The sequence below is a fragment of the Rahnella sp. PD4 genome, assembly GCF_049199325.1.
GTDB classification, from domain to species: Bacteria; Pseudomonadota; Gammaproteobacteria; order Enterobacterales; family Enterobacteriaceae; genus Rahnella; species Rahnella perminowiae.
Map to the genome: position 1 here is coordinate 53,694 of NZ_JBLZQF010000001.1, position 21,003 is coordinate 74,696.

Here is a 21,003-nt window from a genome sequence, read left to right on the forward strand (position 1 = left end):
GTAAACACTGCGTCCCGGTCATCACCAGTAGGATTGCCAGCACTGCGTCACACGGGTCAGGGCTTCGACATAAAAGTAGTCACCCCAGCTGCAACACTCATCAACACCTTTACCGCTGGCCATATGATAGACAGAATGCTTAAGTAAACCGTCACAATCTTCGTCCTCACGGGTAAGATAATTCTCGGTCAGTGAATCCATAATGCGCAGCGCCATTTCTTCATAGCACACCCGTTTGTCATCGGTGGCTGGCAGCGTGGTCGCAAGCGTCAGCAGACCGCAGACCCCAATCGCCGCAGCCGAACTGTCGCGAACGGCATCGGTGCCGAGCAACGCTAAATCCCAGTGGCAGACATCGTCTTCCGGTAAGCGGTTAAGGAAATAATGTGCCAGACGCCGTGACAGCTCCACCTGATCTTCATCGCCGGTATAACGATAACTGAGCAAAAAGCCGTAGATACCCCAGGCCTGGCCGCGTGACCAGCATGAGTCATCGGCATATCCCTGATGCGTATTACCAAAACGCGGTTCGCCGGTCACAGTATCCATGTAATACGTGTGATAGGTGGAGGCGTCCGGGCGCACAATATATTTCGCCGCCTGTTCTGCATGCGCGCGGGCAGCATCGGCGAAGCGCGGTTCACCGGTTTGTTCACTCGCCCAGTACAACAAGGGCAAATTCATATTGCAGTCGATAATCATGCGGCCGGCCTGTTCCGGGTCATGCAAATCGCCCCACGCCTGTATGATTTTCGCCCGGCTATTAAAACGTTCCATCAGGGCTTCTGCTGCCAGCAGTGCAAAACCACGAGCCTGCCGGTTGCCGGTCAGTTTGTAGGCGCTGACGCACGAGAGGCTGTAGAGAAAACCGAGGTCATGCGTCGCGGTATCAATGCGGTTGGCGATACGGTTACCAAACGATGTCACTTGTTTTTCTGCTGCCAGACGGTAACGGTCATCGCCGGTCATTTCCCACGCCAGCCAGAGCTGGCCGGTCCAGAAACTGGTAGTCCATTCCACATTCTCTGTCAGCGGGTAATGGCCGTTTTCGCAGGTTTCTGCCGGGAATTTATCGCCGAACTTTTCCAGATTACGGGAAATTTTGCTGAGTACCGTCTGGCGCGCCCGTTGCATCTTTTGTGCAAAAGCGATTTTATCCAGCTGATTCAGTTCCACGGGTAGCAACGTCTCTTTCGCGATGGTGATCGTCATACTTTCTCCCTTTCCATTCCAATTGTTTCAATTTCAACCTGCACCGCAGGCACGGGGGTGCCTGAGCGCAGGCTGTGACAGGCGGATAATGTGAAGGCGGAAATCAACGTAAAGCACAGCGCGATACCGCCCATAATCAGATAAGTGTGTTCAAAACCAATACGGTCGTAGAAGTAACCGGCAGGCGGGGCGACCACAATGGAGCCGACGTATATCATGGCCTGATAACCCAACAGATACATGGTGGCGTTGACGCGTTTGCTGAAATGCTCGGCGATGTACTTGAACACTGACACCAGCAGCAACGCGATTTCCAGCCCGTAGAACGGTTTGATAATTGAAATCAGCAGCGGGTCGTGGGTCAGCCCGGAGGCAATCAGGCGTAATCCCACCAGTGCGCCGACCAGCAGCAGGCTCTTCTTGGCACCGAAGTAGTTCACCAGGAAAGGGATAACCATCATCATCAGAAATTCGAGACCGGACTGCACCGTGCTCAGATAGCCGTACCAGGCGTTGCCTTGCTCTTTGGTATCGAAGAAGGTGACGAAATAGCGTGAGAATTGTTGTTCGGCGACAAACATCATCCACGCGACACCAGCGACATACAGCGAGAACATCCAGAACTTGCGGTTTTTGAGCAGTAAAATCACATCGCTGAACACGATCTTTTGCTGTGAAATGACGTCGTTATTTTTAAGTTCTTCATCACCAATTTTCAGTGAAAGCAGCACCATCAGCATGACCAGCGAGGTCGCGCTGCTCAGGCCAAAGTTCCATGCAGGGGAGAGGTTAAACAGCACGCCGGAAAACGACGCGGCCAGTGCCCAGCCCAGTGACCCCCACATGCGAACCTGGCCAAACTCCATATGATACAAGCGACTGAAACGGTCAGCATACGATTCGGATGCTGCCACACCGGCGTACCAGCCGAGGCTCAGATACAGCGCACCGACGATAATCCCGACCATCAGGTGGCTGTTCAGCAGTGGCTGGTAAACGAAAATAAAGAACGGTGCCATCAGGGCGGAAACCAGCACCACAAAATACAGCAGAGATTTGCTCATGCCGATTTTGTCCATGATATAGCCGTAAACCGGCTTCATGACCACCGCGAAAACGCCGTTAATGGCAAACACGGTGCCGATACTGACACTGTCGAGCCCGGCTTTTTGCCCCAGCCATAAGGCATATAGCCCGAAGCTCGAAGACCAGGTGAAGAAATACAGGAATATAAAGCTGCTCATTTTGTAATAAGCCGTTTTACTGGCTGTTTTTATGGCTTTCATCGTGACTCCTGAAACGGCTATTGCGGTTAAGCTAAAATGATTTGTCCGTTATGACCCGGATATTGCCAACGTAGCTGCTGTCCTTCGCGGGAGACTTCCGGTAAAGGGAGGCTGCGGATATCCGTGCTGGCCGAGGCCGACACGGCAGTGATCAGCCAGTGAGATCCCACCGGCAGGGCATTTTTCAATACGGGTATGGCGGCGGTTTCGGCGAACATAATGCTGCTATTGGGCGGGGTGATAACGGTGGACGCTTCGCGCGACGTATTATCTTCCAGCGCGGCAATCCGGCTGATGCCGTTACCGGCTGTGACTGTCACCGCCTGTTTTTCTGCCGGATGCAGTATTTGCGTTGAAGGTGTCTGCATCACTGCAAAACCGCCTTCGGCCGTCTCCAGCGGACGCTGATTCTCAATGTGATGGACCCGCAAATGCCAGTCACCGCAGGGGATCAGCCAGGTGCGTACTGCTACGTCGTGCCACGGCAGCCAGCGGGAATAAATCATCCCGACGGTGATGCGGGTGTCGGCACAGTCGCGGCGTCCGCGATAATAGCCGTCGCCCTCAGAGAACATCAGCATCGAATCGCAACCGGCATGATTCAGACCGTACCGGCCGCGATCCAGGGTGAATCCGAACTGACTGGAATAGGCGAATTTGGTGTATTTGGCTTCGGTATTCACAAAATTATTCAGCTCAAGCTGACCGGACGTGAGCATCACAACATGCTGACCTCCGGCATCGCGGGTCAGGATCTGACTGGCATGAGGAATGCAATGAGTGTCGGGCAGTGCCGGAAGGGGCGCCTCTTCTGCCGCCCAGAAGGCATCGTCCGGCGGCAGTGCCAGCACCAGGAACAGTTTGCATGCCCAGTAAGGTGAGCCCGGTGCGTTATAGTCTTCCGCCATCACCAGGTTCGGTGTGTGATAACCGATACTGAGCACGCCGTCGCGGTCGAAAATCGGCTCTTTCAGCCAGTGACGCAGATGGCGCAAAATCAGCCCCTTGATGATGCCCGGAGTGAACACGTCCAGTTGGCTGTACGCTGCCGCACTCCAGAACGCTGCTTCGGCAAAACGGTAGGTCAGGCTGCGTCCGAAAGGCACCGCTGCGCCACCCGCGGAAAACATCGTAATGAAATCCTGTGCGAAACGTTGTGCCCGTTCACGCAGCATGGCTGCACGTGATGCATCCACATCAGCCATATACTGAGCGTACAGCAGGCCGTAATAATGAAACGCCATCGAAATGTAGTAATCACGCGGCCTGCCGGGACCGTCGGAATACCAGCCATCGCCCAGATAATAATCTTCCATCAGCGCAAAACGGGCTGCCACGGCTTCCTGATCCCAGGGTAATCCGGATGTTTTAAAGCCCATCTGCACCATAACCGGGAAGAAATTCCAGTTGTTATTCGGGATGGTGGCATCACGCCCCTGATTCAGCCAGTCCGCCAGATTTTGTTGTTCCTGAACGCTGAAATGCTGCAACAGTTTTGTGTCAAGCAGCGTCAGCCCGACACCAAACGCTGCCATTTCCACACAGCGCTGATCAAAATCGCGGATATCTCCCCAGTATTGCGGATGCTGCGGATCAGTGCCGAAACGAATGGCATCCAGATAAAAAGATAAATCCTCACATTCACCCCCACCGGCCAGCAGCGGGAAAATGCCCCACAACATGCGCGACAGTGCTTCCATTTCGGCAATTTTTTTTCCGTAATGGGTGGTGGAATTTCCGAGGTTGATTCCGCTTTTGCCTTCTTCCGTATAAGGCGACACCGCCGAGAGCAACTCTTTCAGCAGATGCTGCACATCATCGCGGGTCTGTAACGGATTATTAATGTTCACTTTTTTCAGCGTCATAAAAATTCTCCCGGTGACGTAAGGGAAGCAAAAAATAAGGGTTTATTAATTTGAAATATTATTTCAATTCTCTGTGCTGCGAGTGAAATATAGAGAAATGAAAAACACTGATTGTTACGTGCTTCACAAAATGAGGTGATTTTTGAAATTGTGATTATTAAATCGCAACTAAAAGGGCTTAAATTATAAAAAACTGACTGAAAATTGTGTTTTGTTGTCCTTGTCGTTTTACGGTGCCAAATGAAAATGAGGAAAACAGGTATGCCCGTATCTGATTATCTGGAGCGTATTGCCCTTAATGAACGTCAGGTTTCCTTTAACCGGATGAACCGCGGGAGTGCCAATTATTTTCACTGGCATCAGTGTCTGGAATTACTTTTTGTCAGTCAGGGCTACGGGATTGTCATTGTGGATAATCAGCAATACACACTGCGTCCGGGGCGCTTGTTCGTTTTTCCGCCTTTTAAACTGCACAAAGTGTTTGTCGAATCCGGTGAAAAGAACCTGTATTTACGCACCACCATCCATCTGGATCATCAGTTGCTGGATGGTTGCCTGCAATCATTCCCGCAACGCCGGGCGAGGTTCGCAAATTTGTGGGATGCTGATCGTGCAGCACATATTTATGATCTCAGCGAACATGCCAGCCATATAGAAGTCATTCTCGAGCAGTTCAATCAGTTGTCCGAACCGCAGGCCGATCAGTGGGAAGAAATTACCCTGCTGATCTTGCAACTGATGGCATTTATGCCAGCGGAAGACGTGTTGCCAAAAACTGTCAGCCGGACAACAGCTTCTAAAGTCATGCAATGGATTGAAGAAAATTACGTGCAAAAATTTTCGCTGGCGGAACTCTCTGTGGCCCTCGGATTGTCAGAAAGTTATATCTCGCGGGTATTCGGGCAGGAAACCGGTGGCTCAATTCAGGATTATCTCGCCACCCGGCGGGTTAAACGGGCATGTGAATTGCTGCGTTCCACAGACCGTTCGGTCGAAGCGATCGGGCTGCAATGCGGATTTACTGACGCGCCGTATTTCATTACCCGTTTTAAAAAGATGATCGGCAAAACGCCGTTGCAGTATCGCAAGGCGGCGTTTTCCCTGACGACTTAACGCCAGCTGGCGGGTGCAGAACCGAGCGGGGAAGCGGGGAGGCGCCACCTTAAGGTTGTGTTTTCCAGGTGAACGGGAGGAAGCAGCCGCCGGGCATTGCCCCAGACCGTGCGTTCCGGCTCGGATGAAAAATCGTCCTGTTCTGCAGATTCAATCAGCGGTTCGTGACATGCTGCTGATGCGCCATTTTTCATCAGTTCACAGGCAGTGCGTGCCAGTGAAAGTCTGCATTCACTGCCCTGACCGGTTTGCATACGTTGCGCCAATCCGTGGAGCACAGCGGCAGCCATCAGATAACCGGTCGTGTGATCCAGCCCCTGAACCGGCAACGGCACCGGTTTGTGACTACCGGAAAGCCGCATTCCCTGTGCTGCAATCCCGCAGCTCATTTGTACCAGACTGTCATATCCGCGCCGTTCGCGCCATGGCCCGCTCCAGCCATACGCATTCAGACACACATCCACCAGCCCCGGCGCAATCGCACGACGCTTTTCACTGCCATATCCCAGTCTGTGCAGCGCGCCCGCGCGATAACCATGAACCATCACATCCGCGTCCCGCAGCAATTCTTCGAAACGGTGCCGGTCCTGCGGGTTATGCAGATTCAGCCGTGCGCAATGTTTGCCGAGTGTGATATCCGCTTCCTGACTGGCTTCATCCCAGCCGAAAGGATCAATACGCAATACCTCGGCGCCCAGTCCGGCGAGAAAACGCGTGGCCACCGGACCGGCGAGAATTCTTGTCAGGTCGAGCACTTTCACGCCTGCCAGCGGCTGTAGCGGGGACAATTCCCATTGCGGCAGTGCAGCCTTAGCTGACACCGAATGTTGAAAAAGAGGTTCCGAAATCAGCGACTTTCCCTGTACATGCTGCTGCCATTCTTCCGGGCTGAACATCTGCGCGGCACATCCACCCGCCCGCACAACGGCTTGTTCAAGTTCTGCTTTTTTCCACATCTTCACCCGCAGCGCCAGCGCCTCATGGTTTTCCGCTTTGCCGAGCAGTGTCTCTACGACCTTGCGGTGGACGGGGGCATTAGTATGCAAACGGATCCAGCCGTCCGCAGTGGCGTAATCCCCCGCCAGGCTGTCCCAGGCGGGTGGTATATCCCAGCCTTCAGGCCGGATACTGGTTTTGCACCACAGCGAGGCCAGGCGACGATCCACAGTCACCGTATCGTGTTTATCGTTTTTAAGAGCAACAAGCTGTGAAACGGCAATACCCGCCAGCGCCACAGAGGCGGCAATCAGTGGCGTGACCGGATAATAAGACGGAAGATTGCCGGTACCGCTGACATGGAGCGTACAGGGAAGTGAAATTTTGCCGCTTAACTGTGCGTATAGCTCACGCGCTTTCTCCTGAATCTGTTCATCGGACATGCGGGAATCTCCATGCAATAAACAAAAAAATCACCAAACTATAAGCATTCAGCATAGCAGGACGGGCAAAAGGCGCGCTATCTGGCGAGAATGACTCGATGAGGGAGAAATAACAGTAACCTTCCGGTAACAGAATGCTCCTAAAGTCAGCCGTGATTTGCGCGCCAAAACAGGGCAGGAATAGCGGCTCAAATCCGGGTTTCTGAAAACCGGCTCAGCCCCTGTCATACGGGGAACGGGCGCGGTAAGAACTGATGACTTTTACAAGCAAAATATTAGCTGAATGCATTCAATTTCTTGTACGCGGCTTGTGAATTTTACGTTAGCCTTAGGGTCGAAAAATTCTGAATACGCGGGGACGGCGTCACAGCACGATGTCTCCAGATTTTTGCCCAGTACAGGAAACGATTCTGGCATGGAACGAAGAGCATTTATTAAAGCATCTATGGCACTCGCCGCCTGGTGTGGTGTGCCGGCTATGTCCACACTGTTTACCCGTTCCGCTGAGGCGGCAGAGGCGAATGTAGCGGACGGCGGCGAACTGCCATTTGATTTCAATGCGCTGAAAAAGATGGCGAAAGATTTAGCGGATAAGCCTTATGGTGGCGCGCCGCAGCCGTTACCGAAAACGCTGGCTGAACTCACGCCGCAGGCCTACAACGCGATTCAGTATGATCATGCACATTCCCTGTGGAATGGTCTGCCTGACCGCCAGCTTGATGTGGAACTGTTCCACGTTGGTATGGGTTTCAAACGCCGCGTGCGCATGTATTCCGTGGATCCGGTGAAACATCTGGCGCGCGAAATCCATTTCCGCCCTGAATTGTTTAACTATCACGATGCCGGTGTTGATACCAAACAACTGGAAGGTTTCTCCAACCTTGGTTTCGCCGGTTTTAAAGTCAATAAAGCCCCTGAGCTGACGCGCCGCGACGTGGTGTCTTTCCTCGGTGCCAGCTATTTCCGCGCGGTCGATGATACTTATCAGTATGGCCTGTCAGCGCGCGGCGTGGCGGTTGATACCTTTACCGATCAGCCGGAAGAATTCCCTGATTTCACCGCGTTCTGGTTTGATACACCCAAACCTGGTGACACAACGTTTACGGTTTACGCTTTGCTGGACGGCATGAGCATCACCGGCGCGTATAAATTCGTGATCCACTGCGAACCGACCCGCGTGGTGATGGAAATTGAAAACCATCTGCATGCCCGCGAAGACATCAAACAATTGGGCATTTCCCCAATGACCAGTATGTTCAGTTGCGGCACCAGTGAACGGGGCCGTTGCGACACAATCCATCCGCAAATCCACGACTCAGACCGTCTGGAGATGTGGACCGGCAGCGGCGAATGGATTTGTCGCCCGCTGAACAATCCGCAGCGATTGCAGTTCAACGCTTTCAGCGACAACAGTCCGAAAGGTTTTGGTCTGTTGCAGCTCGACCATGACTTTGACAATTATCAGGATGTGATCGGCTGGTACAACAAGCGTCCGAGCCTGTGGGTGGAACCGGTCGGAGACTGGGGGAAGGGGGCCGTTAATCTGATGGAAATCCCGACCACGGGTGAAACGCTGGATAACGTTGTGTGCTTCTGGCAGCCGGAAAAACCGGTGAAATCCGGCGCGGAATTCAGTTTCAGCTACAAATTGTACTGGAGTTCTGAACCTCCTCACCGCAGCCCGATGGCGAATGTGCTGGCGACCCGTACCGGTATGGGCGGTTTCCCGGAAGGCTGGGCACCGGGTGAGAATTATCCGCAAGTCTGGGCGCGCCGTTTTGCTATCGATTTTATTGGCGGTGAGCTGAAAGCCTTTGCTGATAAAGGCATTGAACCGGTGATCAATGTCTCGGCAGGTAAAATTAAAAACATCGAAATTTTGTATGTGCAGCCGTTCGACGGTTACCGCATCTTATTTGACTGGTATCCGGACAGCGATTCAGTCGCACCGGTCGAGCTGCGTATGTTCCTGCGCAACGGCCAGACTGCGCTGTCTGAAACCTGGCTGTATCAGTATTTCCCGCCAGCGCCGGACAAACGCAAATATATCGATGACCGGCAGATGACCCAATAATCCCGTCATCCCTCAATACAAAAAGCCCCGAATATTCGGGGCTTTTGCTTTTTTACATTATTTTTTGCAGATGAACCGGACACAGGAACATGCAAGATACTTCAAAGGTAACGCAAGGGTAACGCACGGCACTCAACTGATGAAGGCCAAGATGGCAATCAAAACGCCTTCACCAGCATTCCGTTTTGCGGCTGTTGCTGAGGATGTCTCAGCGCCGCGTCGAAAGATTTTTCAACCTCTTTCAACTGTTGTAAAAATTCGTTCGGCGAAAACTCATGTGGTTTGCTGCTCATATAGGCAAGCGCCAGTTCTTTGGCGTTGTAGCGCTGAAAGTTATACATGCTGTTCCTTATTAATCTCAGAAATATTAACGGAATGGCTAACAGCGAGCTGGCTAATGACCACTGCTTACGACGTGCTGCCAATGCAATGAATTCTACGGGTTTCCTTATTAAGCGAAAGTCGCTTTTATTGATGTATTCAATAGCTAAAAGCTAACAATCTGCCTATACGCTATCGGTAATGAATTATGTGGATTTTAATAATCCTTATGGGGTATCAGAACAGGCGAAAGGAATTTCCCCGATTATTTTAGACATCCGCACCTTTTGGAAAAATTCTTTGCGAGTCATGTTGTTAAAGTGAATCAAATCAGTTGGGCTCGTTGTTGCACTGCGGTACGCTCGGGCAGTTATTCACATCCACATTATCCACGAAAAGAGGTTTTTATCATGAGTAAATTTATCTTTTCTTCGCCAAGAAAATACGTCCAGGGCAGCGGTGTGCTGGATGAGTTAGGAGATTATCTGCCCGCACTGGGAGGGAAATCATTCCTGATTGCTGATGATGTTGTTTGGGGAATTATCGGCGAGCGCGTTCAGCATTCATTAAAAAAAGCTGACGTGGCATTTCATTATGAGCGCTTTAACGGCGAAGCCTCTGCCAGCGAAATTACCCGTCTGGCCGGCATTGCCCGTCATGCGGGAACCCAGGTCGTGGTGGGCCTCGGTGGCGGTAAAACACTGGATACCGTGAAAGCGATTGCCGATGAACTGAAACAAAACGTCGTGATCGTGCCGACCGTGGCCTCAACCGATGCACCGTGCAGCGCGTTGTCGGTTATCTACACCGATGAAGGTGTTTTCGAATCTTACCGTTTCTACAATAAAAATCCGGATCTGGTGCTGGTAGATACCCATGTGTGTGCTCAGGCACCGGTACGCCTGTTTGCCTCCGGGATCGCTGACGGCCTGGCCACCTTTGTCGAAGCACAGGCGGTATTGCGTTCGCATTCTCAGTCAATGGTCGGGGGTGACCCGACTATCGCCGGGATGGCGATTGCCGAAGCTTGCGAGAAAACGTTGCTGACCTATGGTTACAGTGCCTATACGGCGGTTGAGCAGAAACTGGTGACGCCAGCCGTTGAAGCCGTGGTGGAAGCCAACACGCTGCTTTCCGGTCTGGGTTTTGAAAATGCCGGTCTGGCAGGTGCGCACGCGATCCACAATGGTTTTACGGCGATTTCAGGTGATATTCATCATCTGACCCACGGTGAAAAAGTGGCCTACGGTACACTGACGCAGATGGTGCTGGAACAGCGCCCGGACGAAGAAATCGCGAAATACGTCCGTTTCTACCGTGCCATTAAAATGCCAACCACGCTGAAAGAAATGCATCTGGAAAACGAATCTTTTGCCAGTCTGGTGAAAATCGGTGCGCTGGCAGGCGGCGAGGGCGATACGCTGGGTAACCTTAACCACAATCTTTCCGCCGAAGACGTGGCGAACGCTATTCTGGCGGTGGATGCATTCAGTAAAACGGTGAAGTAATTGCTGTAACGGCTCCCCCGTGTGCAGGGGGAGCATTAACACTTAACCAAACATCGCATGGTATAAATTGCGCTTTTTCAGATGGCCGAAATAATGCATTGTGCGAATAATTTTCTGTTGTGTATATTAATTATGTATGTGCTTGTCTGTTTTTTAATAATAAATGCCATTTCAAAATGAAGTCTTTGTTTATTGCTGAGGAAAAGATAAAAATATATTTCCCGTGATTCAGGATGAAAGGAAATGAACAAACACTTCCAGAATAAAGATTCATTAAACCGGTATTTGTTATGCTTTCTATTTAACGAAAAAATTAATGCAGATGTCTTATCGTTTACCGCGACCGAACACCTGAGTAAACCCTACAAATACATGATTAAATTCACGTGCCAGGATAAGAGTATCCCTATAGAACAGGTTCTTAACACGAACGCCTCTTTCCTTTTTCGTGCCCCCAATATTCATGCATTTCTTGAATCTGACCAGAAGTGGCTGGAAATGAAGCAGGTAAACGGTGTAATTACATCATTCTCACGTATTGATTCTTCATCAGATGAAGCTCTTTATGAATGTGTTTTAGAAAACGAATTAGCGCTTCTTGATAAAACCCGTAAGTCTGCTGTCTACCTCGGCATCAGCGTTCCTGAGCTGGTAAAAAAAGTGATGCTGGAACACAAGCAGATCCAGAGTTACAAAATTGACTTTGAAACACTCCAGTCAACTTACCCGTCACGCGCAATGGTCATTCAGTGGCAGGAAACAGACTTACAATTTATTCTGCGATTGCTCTGCGAAGTTGGGATTTGGTTTCATTTTGAAAATCATCCCAAAATAACCACTGAAACCCTCATTATATTCAGTGACAGTGGTACGGGTTATCAGTTTTCTGACAAGAAAATTCCCTTTGTCAGGAACTCTGGTATGACCAATGAGAAAGAATACATTACCGATCTCAGGGAGTTCTACAACGTCGTTTCTGATGCCGTTAAAACCCGTAATTATAATTACCGTGACCCGTCTTCCCCTCAGGCTGATAAATCTGTCTACGTACACAATGTTTCAGAAAGCGTTCGTGCAGGTCAGGAATATCGTTATGGCGATAATCAGCTTACTTCCGGCGATTACTATGGGACTGAGGGCGAATCGGCGTCATTTTATGCCCGTGTGCGCCACGAATATTTGCTGAATCACCAAAGTATTTTTACCGCAGTGACCAATGATCCTCAAATTTCACCGGGTGTGATGTTCTACCCCACAGGGAATGTCCCTGAGGGTTTTAAGCGCGGTTTTGTCGTCTGTCAGATTGAAATCAGCGGCAGTCGCGCAGAGCATTTTACTTCGACACTCAGCGGCATCCCTTACAGTGAGGTGTATTGTTTTCGCCCTGAACGTCTTCCCCGTCCGGTCATTTCCGGCACAGTACCCGCGAGGGTATCAGCCAGAACACGTAATGCCCTTTATGCAGAGACGGATGTGCAAGGCCGTTACATCGTTAAATTCGATTTTGATGTCGATGAGAAAAAGAAAGGTTACGAAAGTGCTTTTGTCAGGCTTGGCAGACCTTACGCTGGCGATACCTTCGGTTTTCACTTCCCCTTACTGGATAATACCGAGGTCGCGGTTGCCTTTGAGCTGGGCGACCCTGACAGACCGTTTATTTCCCATGTGCTCCATGATGGCGCAAATCCTGATCTGGTCACCATCAAAAACGACACACGCAACATTATCCGCACGGCCTCTTTCAACAAGATAAGACTCGAGGATAAGCGCGGGCAAGAGCATATCAAGCTGTCCACCGAGTACGGCAAAACACAACTCAATACCGGTCATCTGGTCGATGCCGAACGCCAAAAGCGCGGAGAAGGTTTTGAGCTACGCACTGATAAGTGGGGGACGATACGTTCCGCTAAAGGGCTGATGCTCACCACGGAGCCACAGCCAGGCGCACAGGGAAAACAGCTTGATATGACGGCTGCCATCAGTGCATTGCAAAGCGCCTTAGCACTCGCCCGGACATTACAGCAAACCGCCACCACAGCCGGTGCCGGTGCGGTTGATACAGGCGCACAGCAGCAGTTGAGTAAGGCGCTTAACCAGCTCACGTCATCCTCACTTTTAGCCTATTCAGGCCAGGGACAGGCATTCATCACTCCCTCGGCGCTTCAGCTTTCAGCGGGTGAAGATCTGATTGCCACCGCAGGCAGCAATGCCAGCCTGAACATTGTTAAAAAATTCTCATTAGCCGTCGGCGAAAAGTTGTCTTTATTTGCTCAGAGACTGGGGATCCAGCTGATTGCCGCAGCGGGCAATGTCGAAGCCCAGGCACAGCGTGGCGAAATGCATTTACTGTCACAGCAGGATTTCACGCTGTCATCCACAGACGGCAAGATGACCGCCAGTGCCAAAAAAGGCATCCAATTTTCCTGTGGCGGCGGTGGTATCCGCATTAACGCCGACGGCTCTGTTGAAATATTCTCTCCGACCGGTATTGAACTGAAAGGACCGAATCTGGCTTTTATGGGGCCGGAACGTGTTACGACGACAGCCCCCGTTTTTGAAAAAGGCACCTTTAAGCGGCGATTCAAACTCCATTCTTCTGATGATCCTGATCAGCCTGTCTCTCATCAAAAATTCCGCTTAACCGGCACAGACGGAACGGTTACCGAGGGGATGACGGATGGTGAAGGACATTCATCCCTGCTTGATGCTGATGATATTCACATGTTCAAAATGGAGATTTTACATGACTGATCAGAAGGGTAGCCCTTATCAACCCCGCGTCATTGCCACCCATGAAATTGGTGTACATCACTCACTGGGTTTAGCGGCACAGACCTGTAACATCGGGATTAAACGGCCTATGCCGTGCATTGTCATTCTGGTACACGGTGTGAATGACGTCGGCGAGGCGTACCAGAATCAGGAAAAAGGCATCATTGCCGGTTTGAATAAGCGTCTTGACCGCGCCGATTTATACGCGCACGAATGGCGGGATTTTATGCTGATGCATAATGAAAGTGCGCAGCAAAAAATCAAAGCTCCCGGCCGCTCACCGGTAATTCCTTTCTACTGGGGCTATAAGCCCGTTACCCATGACGACTACATTCAAGATCAACAAAAGTATCGTGATGAACTGAAGACTTTACACGACGACGCCAGACTCCCCTATGACGCTTACCAGGAAGATGATCCTAAAAAAATGGCGGCTCAGGGGAATGACGGCGGCAATTCTGTCAAATTTCAGAACGACAGTTTTAAAAATGCGCTGGATGCCAATTTTGCAAAAAATGGTGGTACGTTTGCCAACGCGACCACCAGCATACCGGATATGTTAGGGCCGGGTTCAGGGGGCGCGGTACTGGCGCCGGTAGGCTTCGCCACGCTGTATATGAACGGCGGCGATTACACTCACCCGATTTACCCAAACCCGCACCGCATCTATCAGTTTTTTGCCGCACAAAGGCTGGCGGATTTAATTATGCAGATCCGAAGCAACCAGGCCACAAGAAATGATGTGATAAACGTCGTCGCCCACAGCCAGGGAACCATTATTACCATGCTGGCGAACATGCTGGTTAAACAGGCAGGCGGAGAACCGGCAAACTGCGTGATCATGAACCACTCTCCGTATTCTCTGGAAAGCCGGATAAGTGAAAACATTCAGGAAGGAAATCAGCAAACCACCGAGGCCAGACAGAAGACTTTTAGAAACTTCTGCAACCTGATGGCGACGCAATACCAGGGAACACAACACACGGAGGAGGAAATAACGGCCATTGAGACATTATGTGCGCTGCCGTCGGCCAGGAAAAACCAGTGGCACACTGACCCGCGCTACAGCCGGAATAATAACGGCAGAGTGTTTAATTATTTCTGTGTCGATGATGACATTGTGTCATTACAAAACGTTCAGGGGATCGGCTGGCGGGGAGTGCCACAGGCGATTGCTCAGGATATCCCTAATCTTTATCAGCGCGTCTTTGTCCAGCATGGTGAGGTAGGCAAAGCTCCGGACGGACAACCTTTTGTTTATCCCATCAAGAAATCCGGCGATTTCAGCACCGCATCAGGCATCAATGCCGCTTATTATTTCCGCGACGTGATACCCAATGCTGAGGAGTTGCCGGAACCCTTTAAATTTGTATTGCAGGGACAGAACACAAATTACGAACACGCCGTTGATCCGGACAGCCCCGATCAGACGATTTCCTATTCTGCCAAAGCGGGCGCGATAAGCCGGACAGGCAAGGCCATCTATCAGCTGGATAAATATGATTACCGCGACCTTATGCCGGGTTCGGTGCTCAGTGAACAACAACTGATTATCGAAAGTATCTACCGTGAAAAGAAAATCATCAAAGGGGTGATCACAGGAACGCCTGAATATCGCGGTATTCAGTTTACCTGGCTGAAATCACGCGAGGAACTGGAAAAGGAATGGCTGAAAACGGATCCGGTGGGTTACAGCCAGCATTCCTCCATCGTGATGAGTGAATTTGCGCCCTCACATGCCATGGCATTTGATCTGGCCATTGGTCAGTGCAAGTCATTCGATTATCAGGAAGGCAAATTCTGGGAAAGTTTGCTCCATCGGGCTGACTGGCGGGATCCGTTGAATCCATTCTTTGATGCAAAGGAATACTACAGGAGTGGAAAGCTTCCCTATGACAATACGAAGATACATATGAGTAAACCCGAGCAGGTGCTTCCGAAAGGTGATTTTGGTGTGGACAATGGTTATGGCCCACGTGAAAAACCTTATGTGCGCAGCCGTATTGAAATCGAAATGGAGCTTTTCCTGGCGGGAAGTTCAGGAATGGTAGCAATCAAACAATGGGAAATGCCGCAACCATTAAGTGACAGCCAGTTGAAGTCATGAAGTCATAAAGGAGACGTGATGAACGGAATGAAATTATTAACAGGCTTACTACTGATTGCTGCAGCCAACACCGTACAGGCCAAAAAAGTGCCGACGCAGGTGGTTTATCGCTTTGACGATCACCGGTATCTGGAACTTAAAGGCTGGAATTGCGAAGGGGAACTTTGGTACATCGATACCAAATTAGGGATACGCTCGGAAGTGGCCAGCCAGTTTTATCGTATTTTTACCCATAAATATGTCCATCCCTCTGAACGTTATATTGCTATCCCCTGGTGGGGAGCAGGGATAAGTGGCTTTACAGTGTCGAAAGACTATGGGCAAACCTGGGAGAGCGGCGGTGGACGGATGTCTCCTGGCCCAAATGAGCCTAATGGGGATAACGCCCCCCCTTATGGCGATGCAATTTCTTTCACCGTCGTTAACGATCAGGGTTTTTTACTGACTAAAAAAAGCCTCTATATGTCGTCCAGAGGATTTGATGATCCGCGCATCCTCCCTGGCGGGCCAGGTATCACTTTTACAGCACCAGATGGCACCCTCGATACAATAAAACCAAGGTCCCCGGGATGGTCCTGGGGAATGGTTTATATGACCAAAAGAGGGCTGGCAGATGCAACTAATCAATATAGAACTGAATGGATGAACTTGCCGGATAACGTCCCGGAAGTGAAGAACTATCAGGGATGGGATCATATGCGCTGCGATATGGATGCAGGGAAATAAAAGGGAGCAAGTAATGAAAGGGCTAAAAGTTTTAGGCGGATTATTGATGACGCTGGTGGTGGTCGCAGCGCAGGCAAAAGAGCCTCCGACGCAGGTGGTTTATCGCTTTGACGATCACCGGTATCTGGAACTTAAAGGCTGGAATTGCGAAGGCGAACTTTGGTACATCGATACTAAAAGGGGGGTTCGTTCAAATCCTGTGGGTCAGTTTTATCGCATATTCACCCGAAAACTTGTACATCCCTCTGAGCGATATATTGCCCTAACAGGATGGAGTGCAGGAGGTTTTAGAGTGTCTAAAGATTATGGGCAAACATGGAGTACAGCTATGTTTTCTCCAGGTCCTAATGAACCTGACGAAATGAATCAACCCCCGTCAGAAGATGTCATTTCTTTCACCGTCGTTAACGATCAGGGTTTTTTACTGACTAAAAAAAGCCTCTATATGTCGTCCAGAGGATTTGACGATCCGCGCATCCTTCCTGGCGGGCCAGGTATTCCTTATACGGCGTCTGATGGCACATTTCACAAAATCGAACCGCGTGCTCCAGGATGGGCATGGGGCATGGTGTATATGACCAAAAGAGGGCTGGAGGAATCAAAAAGTCAATTCAGGTCTGAATGGATGAACTTGCCGGATAACGTCCCGGAAGTGAAGAACTATCAGGGATGGGATCATATGCGCTGCGATATGGATACAGGGAAATAAAAGGGAGCAAGTAATGAAAGGGCTAAAAGTTTTAGGCGGATTATTGATGACGCTGGTGGTGGTCGCAGCGCAGGCAAAAGAGCCTCCGGCGCAGGTGGTTTATCGCTTTGACGATCACCGGTATCTGGAATTAAAAGGGTGGGATTGTGTCGGAGCGCTTTGGTATACCGATACTCAAAAAACGATTCATACTGAAGTTGTTAAGCAATTTTACCAGATTTTTACCCAACCATTTATTCATCCATCAGAAAAATACATCGCCATTCCCGGATTGAATGTTTCTGAATTTGTTGTATCGAAAGACTATGGAAAAACCTGGCAAATAGCGGTATTTGCGCCTGAGAATTTAGAGTGGCGCCTTAAGCAATGGTCAAATCAACCCGTGCATCCTGACAGGGAAAATACGATATCTTTTACCGTCGTTAATCAACGGGGTTATTTACTGACCAGACCCTATAACAATCCTCGCGAGAAGCAAAAGAAGTGGATATTTATGTCGTCACAACCTTTTGACGCACCAGAAATGAATACAGATAAGCCAATCAATATTGACGTAGGTCCTGATTATAAACCCGTCGCGATGCCGGGTGGTTTTCGTAGCTGGTCCTGGGGGACATTATATATTACCGCAGATGAGCTGCGGCAAACGTCACTCAGGGGGCAAACCAACTGGCAGGACTTACCCGATAAGGTCCCTGAAGTGAAGAACTACCTGGGATGGGAACACATGCGCTGCGATATGGATGCGGGGAAATAATATGAAAGGCGTTATTCGTTTGAACGATCCTCTGGTCAACGGGGGATATGTTAATCAGGCCTCCGGATCGCAGTTTATGGGCATCGCCGTTGCTCTCAAAGGTGATACGGTCATTTGTCTGGCACACAAAGGGACATTTCCCATTACAGAGTGTTGCGAAACCTGGACGATGAACGGGCGTGGCGTTGTTGTCGATGATTGCAGGGCAGCCTGTGGTTGCGCAATTAAAACCACGCTGCAAATTGCCGGAGCCTGTCAATGAGTCAGTGGAAACTATACCCACCCCTTAAAAAGAGAGAAAAGTTTCGTTTCCCCTGGCTCCCTATCTTACTGATATATATTGTGGTCATTGTTGTAGCGGTATTGATAAGGGCTTTGTCCTGGCCTGACAATAAACCCGTTGAGGACATATTTTTTCTCCAGTCTGTGGTGGTGCCTTTTGTCATTATTACAACATGCTTATGCTATGCGGGTATGTTTCTCTCTGTTGAGGGATACTATTATGATGTTAAAAGGCAGTGCGTGGAGTGGGATTTATATTATCTGAAAAAGTTTTCTCAGAGACGCCTGGTGATTGTTGGATCCACTTCCGTCGCTCCTGTAGATAACCTTGCGGTGCAATTGCTTAAATTAGAGGGGCAATTCCCCCTTGCGCCGAAAACCCCGCTAAGGATAAAAATGGCGGAAAGATTTGAGGTGACGAAATCACAGTATATTTTTAATCAGCTTATTGAGACTCTGGCGGATAAAATAATTAAATATCCTGAGGTAGAGGTATTCTATTGGTTGCGTGAAGGTGATAATACAACAACCGAAGAATTACGCAGAGTATTAGATGAACATGGTCTCAAATTTAAAAATGAAATAACGCAGCTCTGTGAATGTCCGGATTACAGCGTGCTGGCAGCAATGATCGAAGAGTCAGGTAATCAATGGCAATATAGCCGTTTAATTATTATTGCCGATCTCTACAATGATGAAACGGTGAACAGCATGGAAAGTGCCACAGCCTTATTTATTTGCAAAGAATATCCGGTGAATGAAAAGCCCAAACCTGTTTATCTTTACCAGCCTTTAACCGGCGACGCTGATCTTGCTGATTCGGTACCTGTGTATCTGGCAGGTGAACAAACAACTGCCCCCAAAATACTTTGGCATACCGGATTAGCACAGACAGAAAAATATCCACTTCTGAATGCATTGAACGAATGCAAAGTGGCAGCGGAAAGAATCGATCTTGAACTGGCTTTTGGTGAATATACCGCAGGTTACAGGTGGCTTGCACTGGCAGTGGCTTCTGATGCTGCGAGGTATGGGCAAGGAGCACAGCTTATTGCTGCATCAGAAAAGGGTAAAGCTGCTTTAACGGTATTATCGGCGACACAGCCTTCAGCGTTAAAACTCCCCGAAGGGGATTATGTTGCTATGCCGCTTTTGTGGTCTTTTCCGGCCCTTGTGATGTCAATAGTCGCTTTTGTTTTTAGCTGGGGGGTTTATTTCGGCGTGCCAGAGGGATGGTCAGTCATCATATTTATCGCGATAATTTTTTTAATTACCCCGGTATTGGGCGTTTTACTTACCCGATTTGCAGTGAGATCTGCTGAAAATGATGTGCAATATCCGCAAGAATAATATAAACGGGTCTGAAAAAAGGACCCGTTTGCTCTCCGGAGGGTAAATTTTTAAATCCGCGCCATCACCCAGGGAATAGCCACCGGCAGTTGTGACAACAGATACAGCATAAGCCCGATAAATGCGCCGACCAGCGTGCCGTTGATGCGAATAAACTGTAAATCCTTGCCGATGTTTAACTCAATCTGGCGCGACATATCACGCGCATCCCAGCCTTTAACCGTGTCACTGATATGGCGTGTCAGGAATTGCGCGAACTCCGGCGCGACTTTCTCTGCAATACTTTCCATCTGCTGATTCAGCGAGAGGCGCAGCTTTTCATCCTGCGCCAGCGCATTGCCCAGCCATTGCCCGGATTCGGTGACTTTAGCGAATACCCGCGAATCCTCGCTTTCCAGATCTTCTTTCAGCCAGTTGCGCATATCGCCCCATAACTGCAATACGTAGATATTCAGTTTCTCGTCATCTTTCAGATATTGCTTGATCTCTTCCGCTTTCTGCGCGGTGGCCGGGTCATTTTGTAACTTCCAGATAAAGCGCTGAACGGACTGATCAAAGCCTTTGCGGAAGGCATGGGTTTTGTCGTTGCCCATATCATCGAGCACCGAATTTACCGCATTGGACACCATATCCGCGCCGTTGCGTCCCAGCCAGCCGGTGGGCAGCAATTTGGCGGTCAGCGGATGTTCGCGTTTCATCCAGCCAACAATCTGCGCGGAAATAAACTGTCGCGTACTGTCTTTGGCCAGCAGAATTTCCAGCTGATCCATCGCCTGATCCAGCAGTTCCTGATGGCGGCCATTTTTGGTCAGACTTTCCAGCAAGGTGGCAACCGAGGCTGACAAGTCAATTTTGTCGATCACACGGTACAGCGCACGGCGGATAAGTTGTGCGATGAGCTGATCGTCCGTGACATCGAGAAATCCGCGGATCATCTTCACGGCATATTTCGCAAACCGCTGCGCGTTGTCCGGCGCGTTCAGCCAGTCGGTCAGCATGCGTGCCGGGTCATGCTGGCGAATGAGCGTAATAAGCGTGGCGGGCGCAAGGAATTTCTCCTGCACGAACACTGCCAGATTATCGGCAATTTTGTCTTTGTTTTTAGGGATGATCGCCGTATGCGAGGCGACGAAGGGCACCGGTACGCGACGAAACAGCGCCACGACGGCAAACCAGTCGGCCATGGCACCGACCATCGCAGCCTCAGAAATGGCTTTCAGCCCGGACACCCAAAAGTTGGGCGGCAGGAAAAGGGTGATGATAAACAGGGCAGCGGCCACCAGCAGCAGCCCCAGCGCGTTACGTTTACTTCGGTGAAGTTCTTGTTCTTTATCCATTACCTCAGTTTAGGAAGCGTGCGTCGGACTGTCAGCTTTTTTCTTGCGCCGGTGAGTAACGGAAACGGCGTTCTAAAATTTCGTAAAGGGTCAGCCCGTTCTCCAATGCAGATCACAAAATGAACGATAACACTTTGCGGAGACCTGAATGTTTCTATAAAAGAAACACTGAAAGATAAGTGAACGTCATCCTGCCGCAGCCTGG

16 protein-coding genes are annotated in these 21,003 nt (G+C 50.1%); 10 read left to right on the top strand and 6 right to left on the bottom strand.

The window, feature by feature from the left end; all coding sequences use genetic code 11:
* Positions 1-21: 21 nt before the first annotated feature.
* From ACOZIO_RS00280 to ACOZIO_RS00290, 3 genes are read right to left on the bottom strand one after another with little or no spacing between them, the layout of a single operon-like run.
* Entirely contained in the window at positions 22-1,212 is a 1,191-nt protein-coding gene (locus ACOZIO_RS00280; RefSeq protein WP_129990855.1) for a glycoside hydrolase family 88 protein, read from the bottom strand.
* Entirely contained in the window at positions 1,209-2,498 is a 1,290-nt protein-coding gene (locus ACOZIO_RS00285; protein ID WP_129990854.1) for an oligosaccharide MFS transporter, read from the bottom strand. Before ACOZIO_RS00285 ends, ACOZIO_RS00280 begins: the two co-directional genes overlap by 4 nt.
* 26 nt (positions 2,499-2,524) lie before the next feature.
* Complete coding sequence (locus ACOZIO_RS00290) at positions 2,525-4,363, bottom strand: DUF2264 domain-containing protein (protein ID WP_421594792.1); 1,839 nt, start codon at positions 4,361-4,363, stop codon at positions 2,525-2,527.
* 261 nt (positions 4,364-4,624) lie between these two features.
* On the opposite strand from ACOZIO_RS00290, the gene ACOZIO_RS00295 reads away from it, so the two are divergent.
* Positions 4,625-5,476: an AraC family transcriptional regulator gene (locus ACOZIO_RS00295; RefSeq protein ID WP_129951042.1), complete on the top strand. Its 852-nt coding sequence runs from the start codon at positions 4,625-4,627 to the stop codon at positions 5,474-5,476.
* Here ACOZIO_RS00295 and ACOZIO_RS00300 read toward each other — a convergent pair.
* Positions 5,473-6,855: a CoA transferase gene (locus ACOZIO_RS00300; RefSeq protein WP_129990852.1), complete on the bottom strand. Its 1,383-nt coding sequence runs from the start codon at positions 6,853-6,855 to the stop codon at positions 5,473-5,475. The two genes, ACOZIO_RS00295 and ACOZIO_RS00300, sit on opposite strands and share 4 nt — an antisense overlap.
* Before the next feature lie 415 nt (positions 6,856-7,270).
* Between ACOZIO_RS00300 and ACOZIO_RS00305 the strand changes: the two genes are divergently transcribed.
* Positions 7,271-8,929, top strand: coding sequence for a glucan biosynthesis protein D (locus ACOZIO_RS00305; protein ID WP_129990851.1), 1,659 nt, complete (start codon positions 7,271-7,273; stop codon positions 8,927-8,929).
* Between the two features lie 158 nt (positions 8,930-9,087).
* Here ACOZIO_RS00305 and ACOZIO_RS00310 read toward each other — a convergent pair whose 3' ends face one another.
* Positions 9,088-9,270, bottom strand: coding sequence for a hypothetical protein (locus tag ACOZIO_RS00310; protein ID WP_129951045.1), 183 nt, complete (start codon positions 9,268-9,270; stop codon positions 9,088-9,090).
* A 390-nt stretch (positions 9,271-9,660) separates the two neighbouring features.
* Here ACOZIO_RS00310 and ACOZIO_RS00315 point away from each other — a divergent pair, with 390 nt between their 5' ends.
* From ACOZIO_RS00315 to ACOZIO_RS00350, 8 genes are all read left to right on the top strand, one after another.
* On the top strand, positions 9,661-10,758 hold the full coding sequence (locus ACOZIO_RS00315) for a glycerol dehydrogenase (RefSeq protein ID WP_129951046.1): 1,098 nt from the start codon (positions 9,661-9,663) through the stop codon (positions 10,756-10,758).
* Positions 10,759-11,001: 243 nt separating this feature from the next.
* Positions 11,002-13,509, top strand: a complete 2,508-nt coding sequence (locus ACOZIO_RS00320; RefSeq protein ID WP_129951047.1) for a type VI secretion system Vgr family protein — start codon at positions 11,002-11,004, stop codon at positions 13,507-13,509.
* Complete coding sequence (locus ACOZIO_RS00325; RefSeq protein ID WP_129951048.1) at positions 13,502-15,637, top strand: T6SS effector phospholipase Tle3 domain-containing protein; 2,136 nt, start codon at positions 13,502-13,504, stop codon at positions 15,635-15,637. The genes ACOZIO_RS00320 and ACOZIO_RS00325 overlap by 8 nt, the downstream gene beginning before the upstream one ends.
* Before the next feature lie 18 nt (positions 15,638-15,655).
* Positions 15,656-16,363 carry a T6SS immunity protein Tli3 family protein gene (locus ACOZIO_RS00330; RefSeq protein WP_421594793.1) on the top strand — a complete coding sequence of 236 codons (708 nt, stop codon included), beginning with the start codon at positions 15,656-15,658 and terminating at the stop codon, positions 16,361-16,363.
* Between the two features lie 13 nt (positions 16,364-16,376).
* Complete coding sequence (locus ACOZIO_RS00335) at positions 16,377-17,072, top strand: T6SS immunity protein Tli3 family protein (RefSeq protein WP_129951049.1); 696 nt, start codon at positions 16,377-16,379, stop codon at positions 17,070-17,072.
* Positions 17,073-17,085: 13 nt separating this feature from the next.
* On the top strand, positions 17,086-17,829 hold the full coding sequence (locus tag ACOZIO_RS00340; RefSeq protein WP_421594794.1) for a T6SS immunity protein Tli3 family protein: 744 nt from the start codon (positions 17,086-17,088) through the stop codon (positions 17,827-17,829).
* Between the two features lies 1 nt (position 17,830).
* Positions 17,831-18,091 (top strand): PAAR domain-containing protein, encoded by a 261-nt coding sequence (locus ACOZIO_RS00345; protein ID WP_129951051.1) that lies wholly within the window; start codon positions 17,831-17,833, stop codon positions 18,089-18,091.
* On the top strand, positions 18,088-19,461 hold the full coding sequence (locus tag ACOZIO_RS00350) for a hypothetical protein (RefSeq protein WP_421594795.1): 1,374 nt from the start codon (positions 18,088-18,090) through the stop codon (positions 19,459-19,461). The genes ACOZIO_RS00345 and ACOZIO_RS00350 overlap by 4 nt, the downstream gene beginning before the upstream one ends.
* A gap of 50 nt (positions 19,462-19,511) precedes the next feature.
* Here the strand turns inward: ACOZIO_RS00350 and ACOZIO_RS00355 are convergent, their stop codons facing one another.
* A complete protein-coding gene (locus ACOZIO_RS00355) occupies positions 19,512-20,798 on the bottom strand; it encodes a DUF445 domain-containing protein (protein WP_129951053.1) in 1,287 nt (428 codons plus the stop codon).
* Between the last annotated feature and the right edge of the window lie 205 nt (positions 20,799-21,003).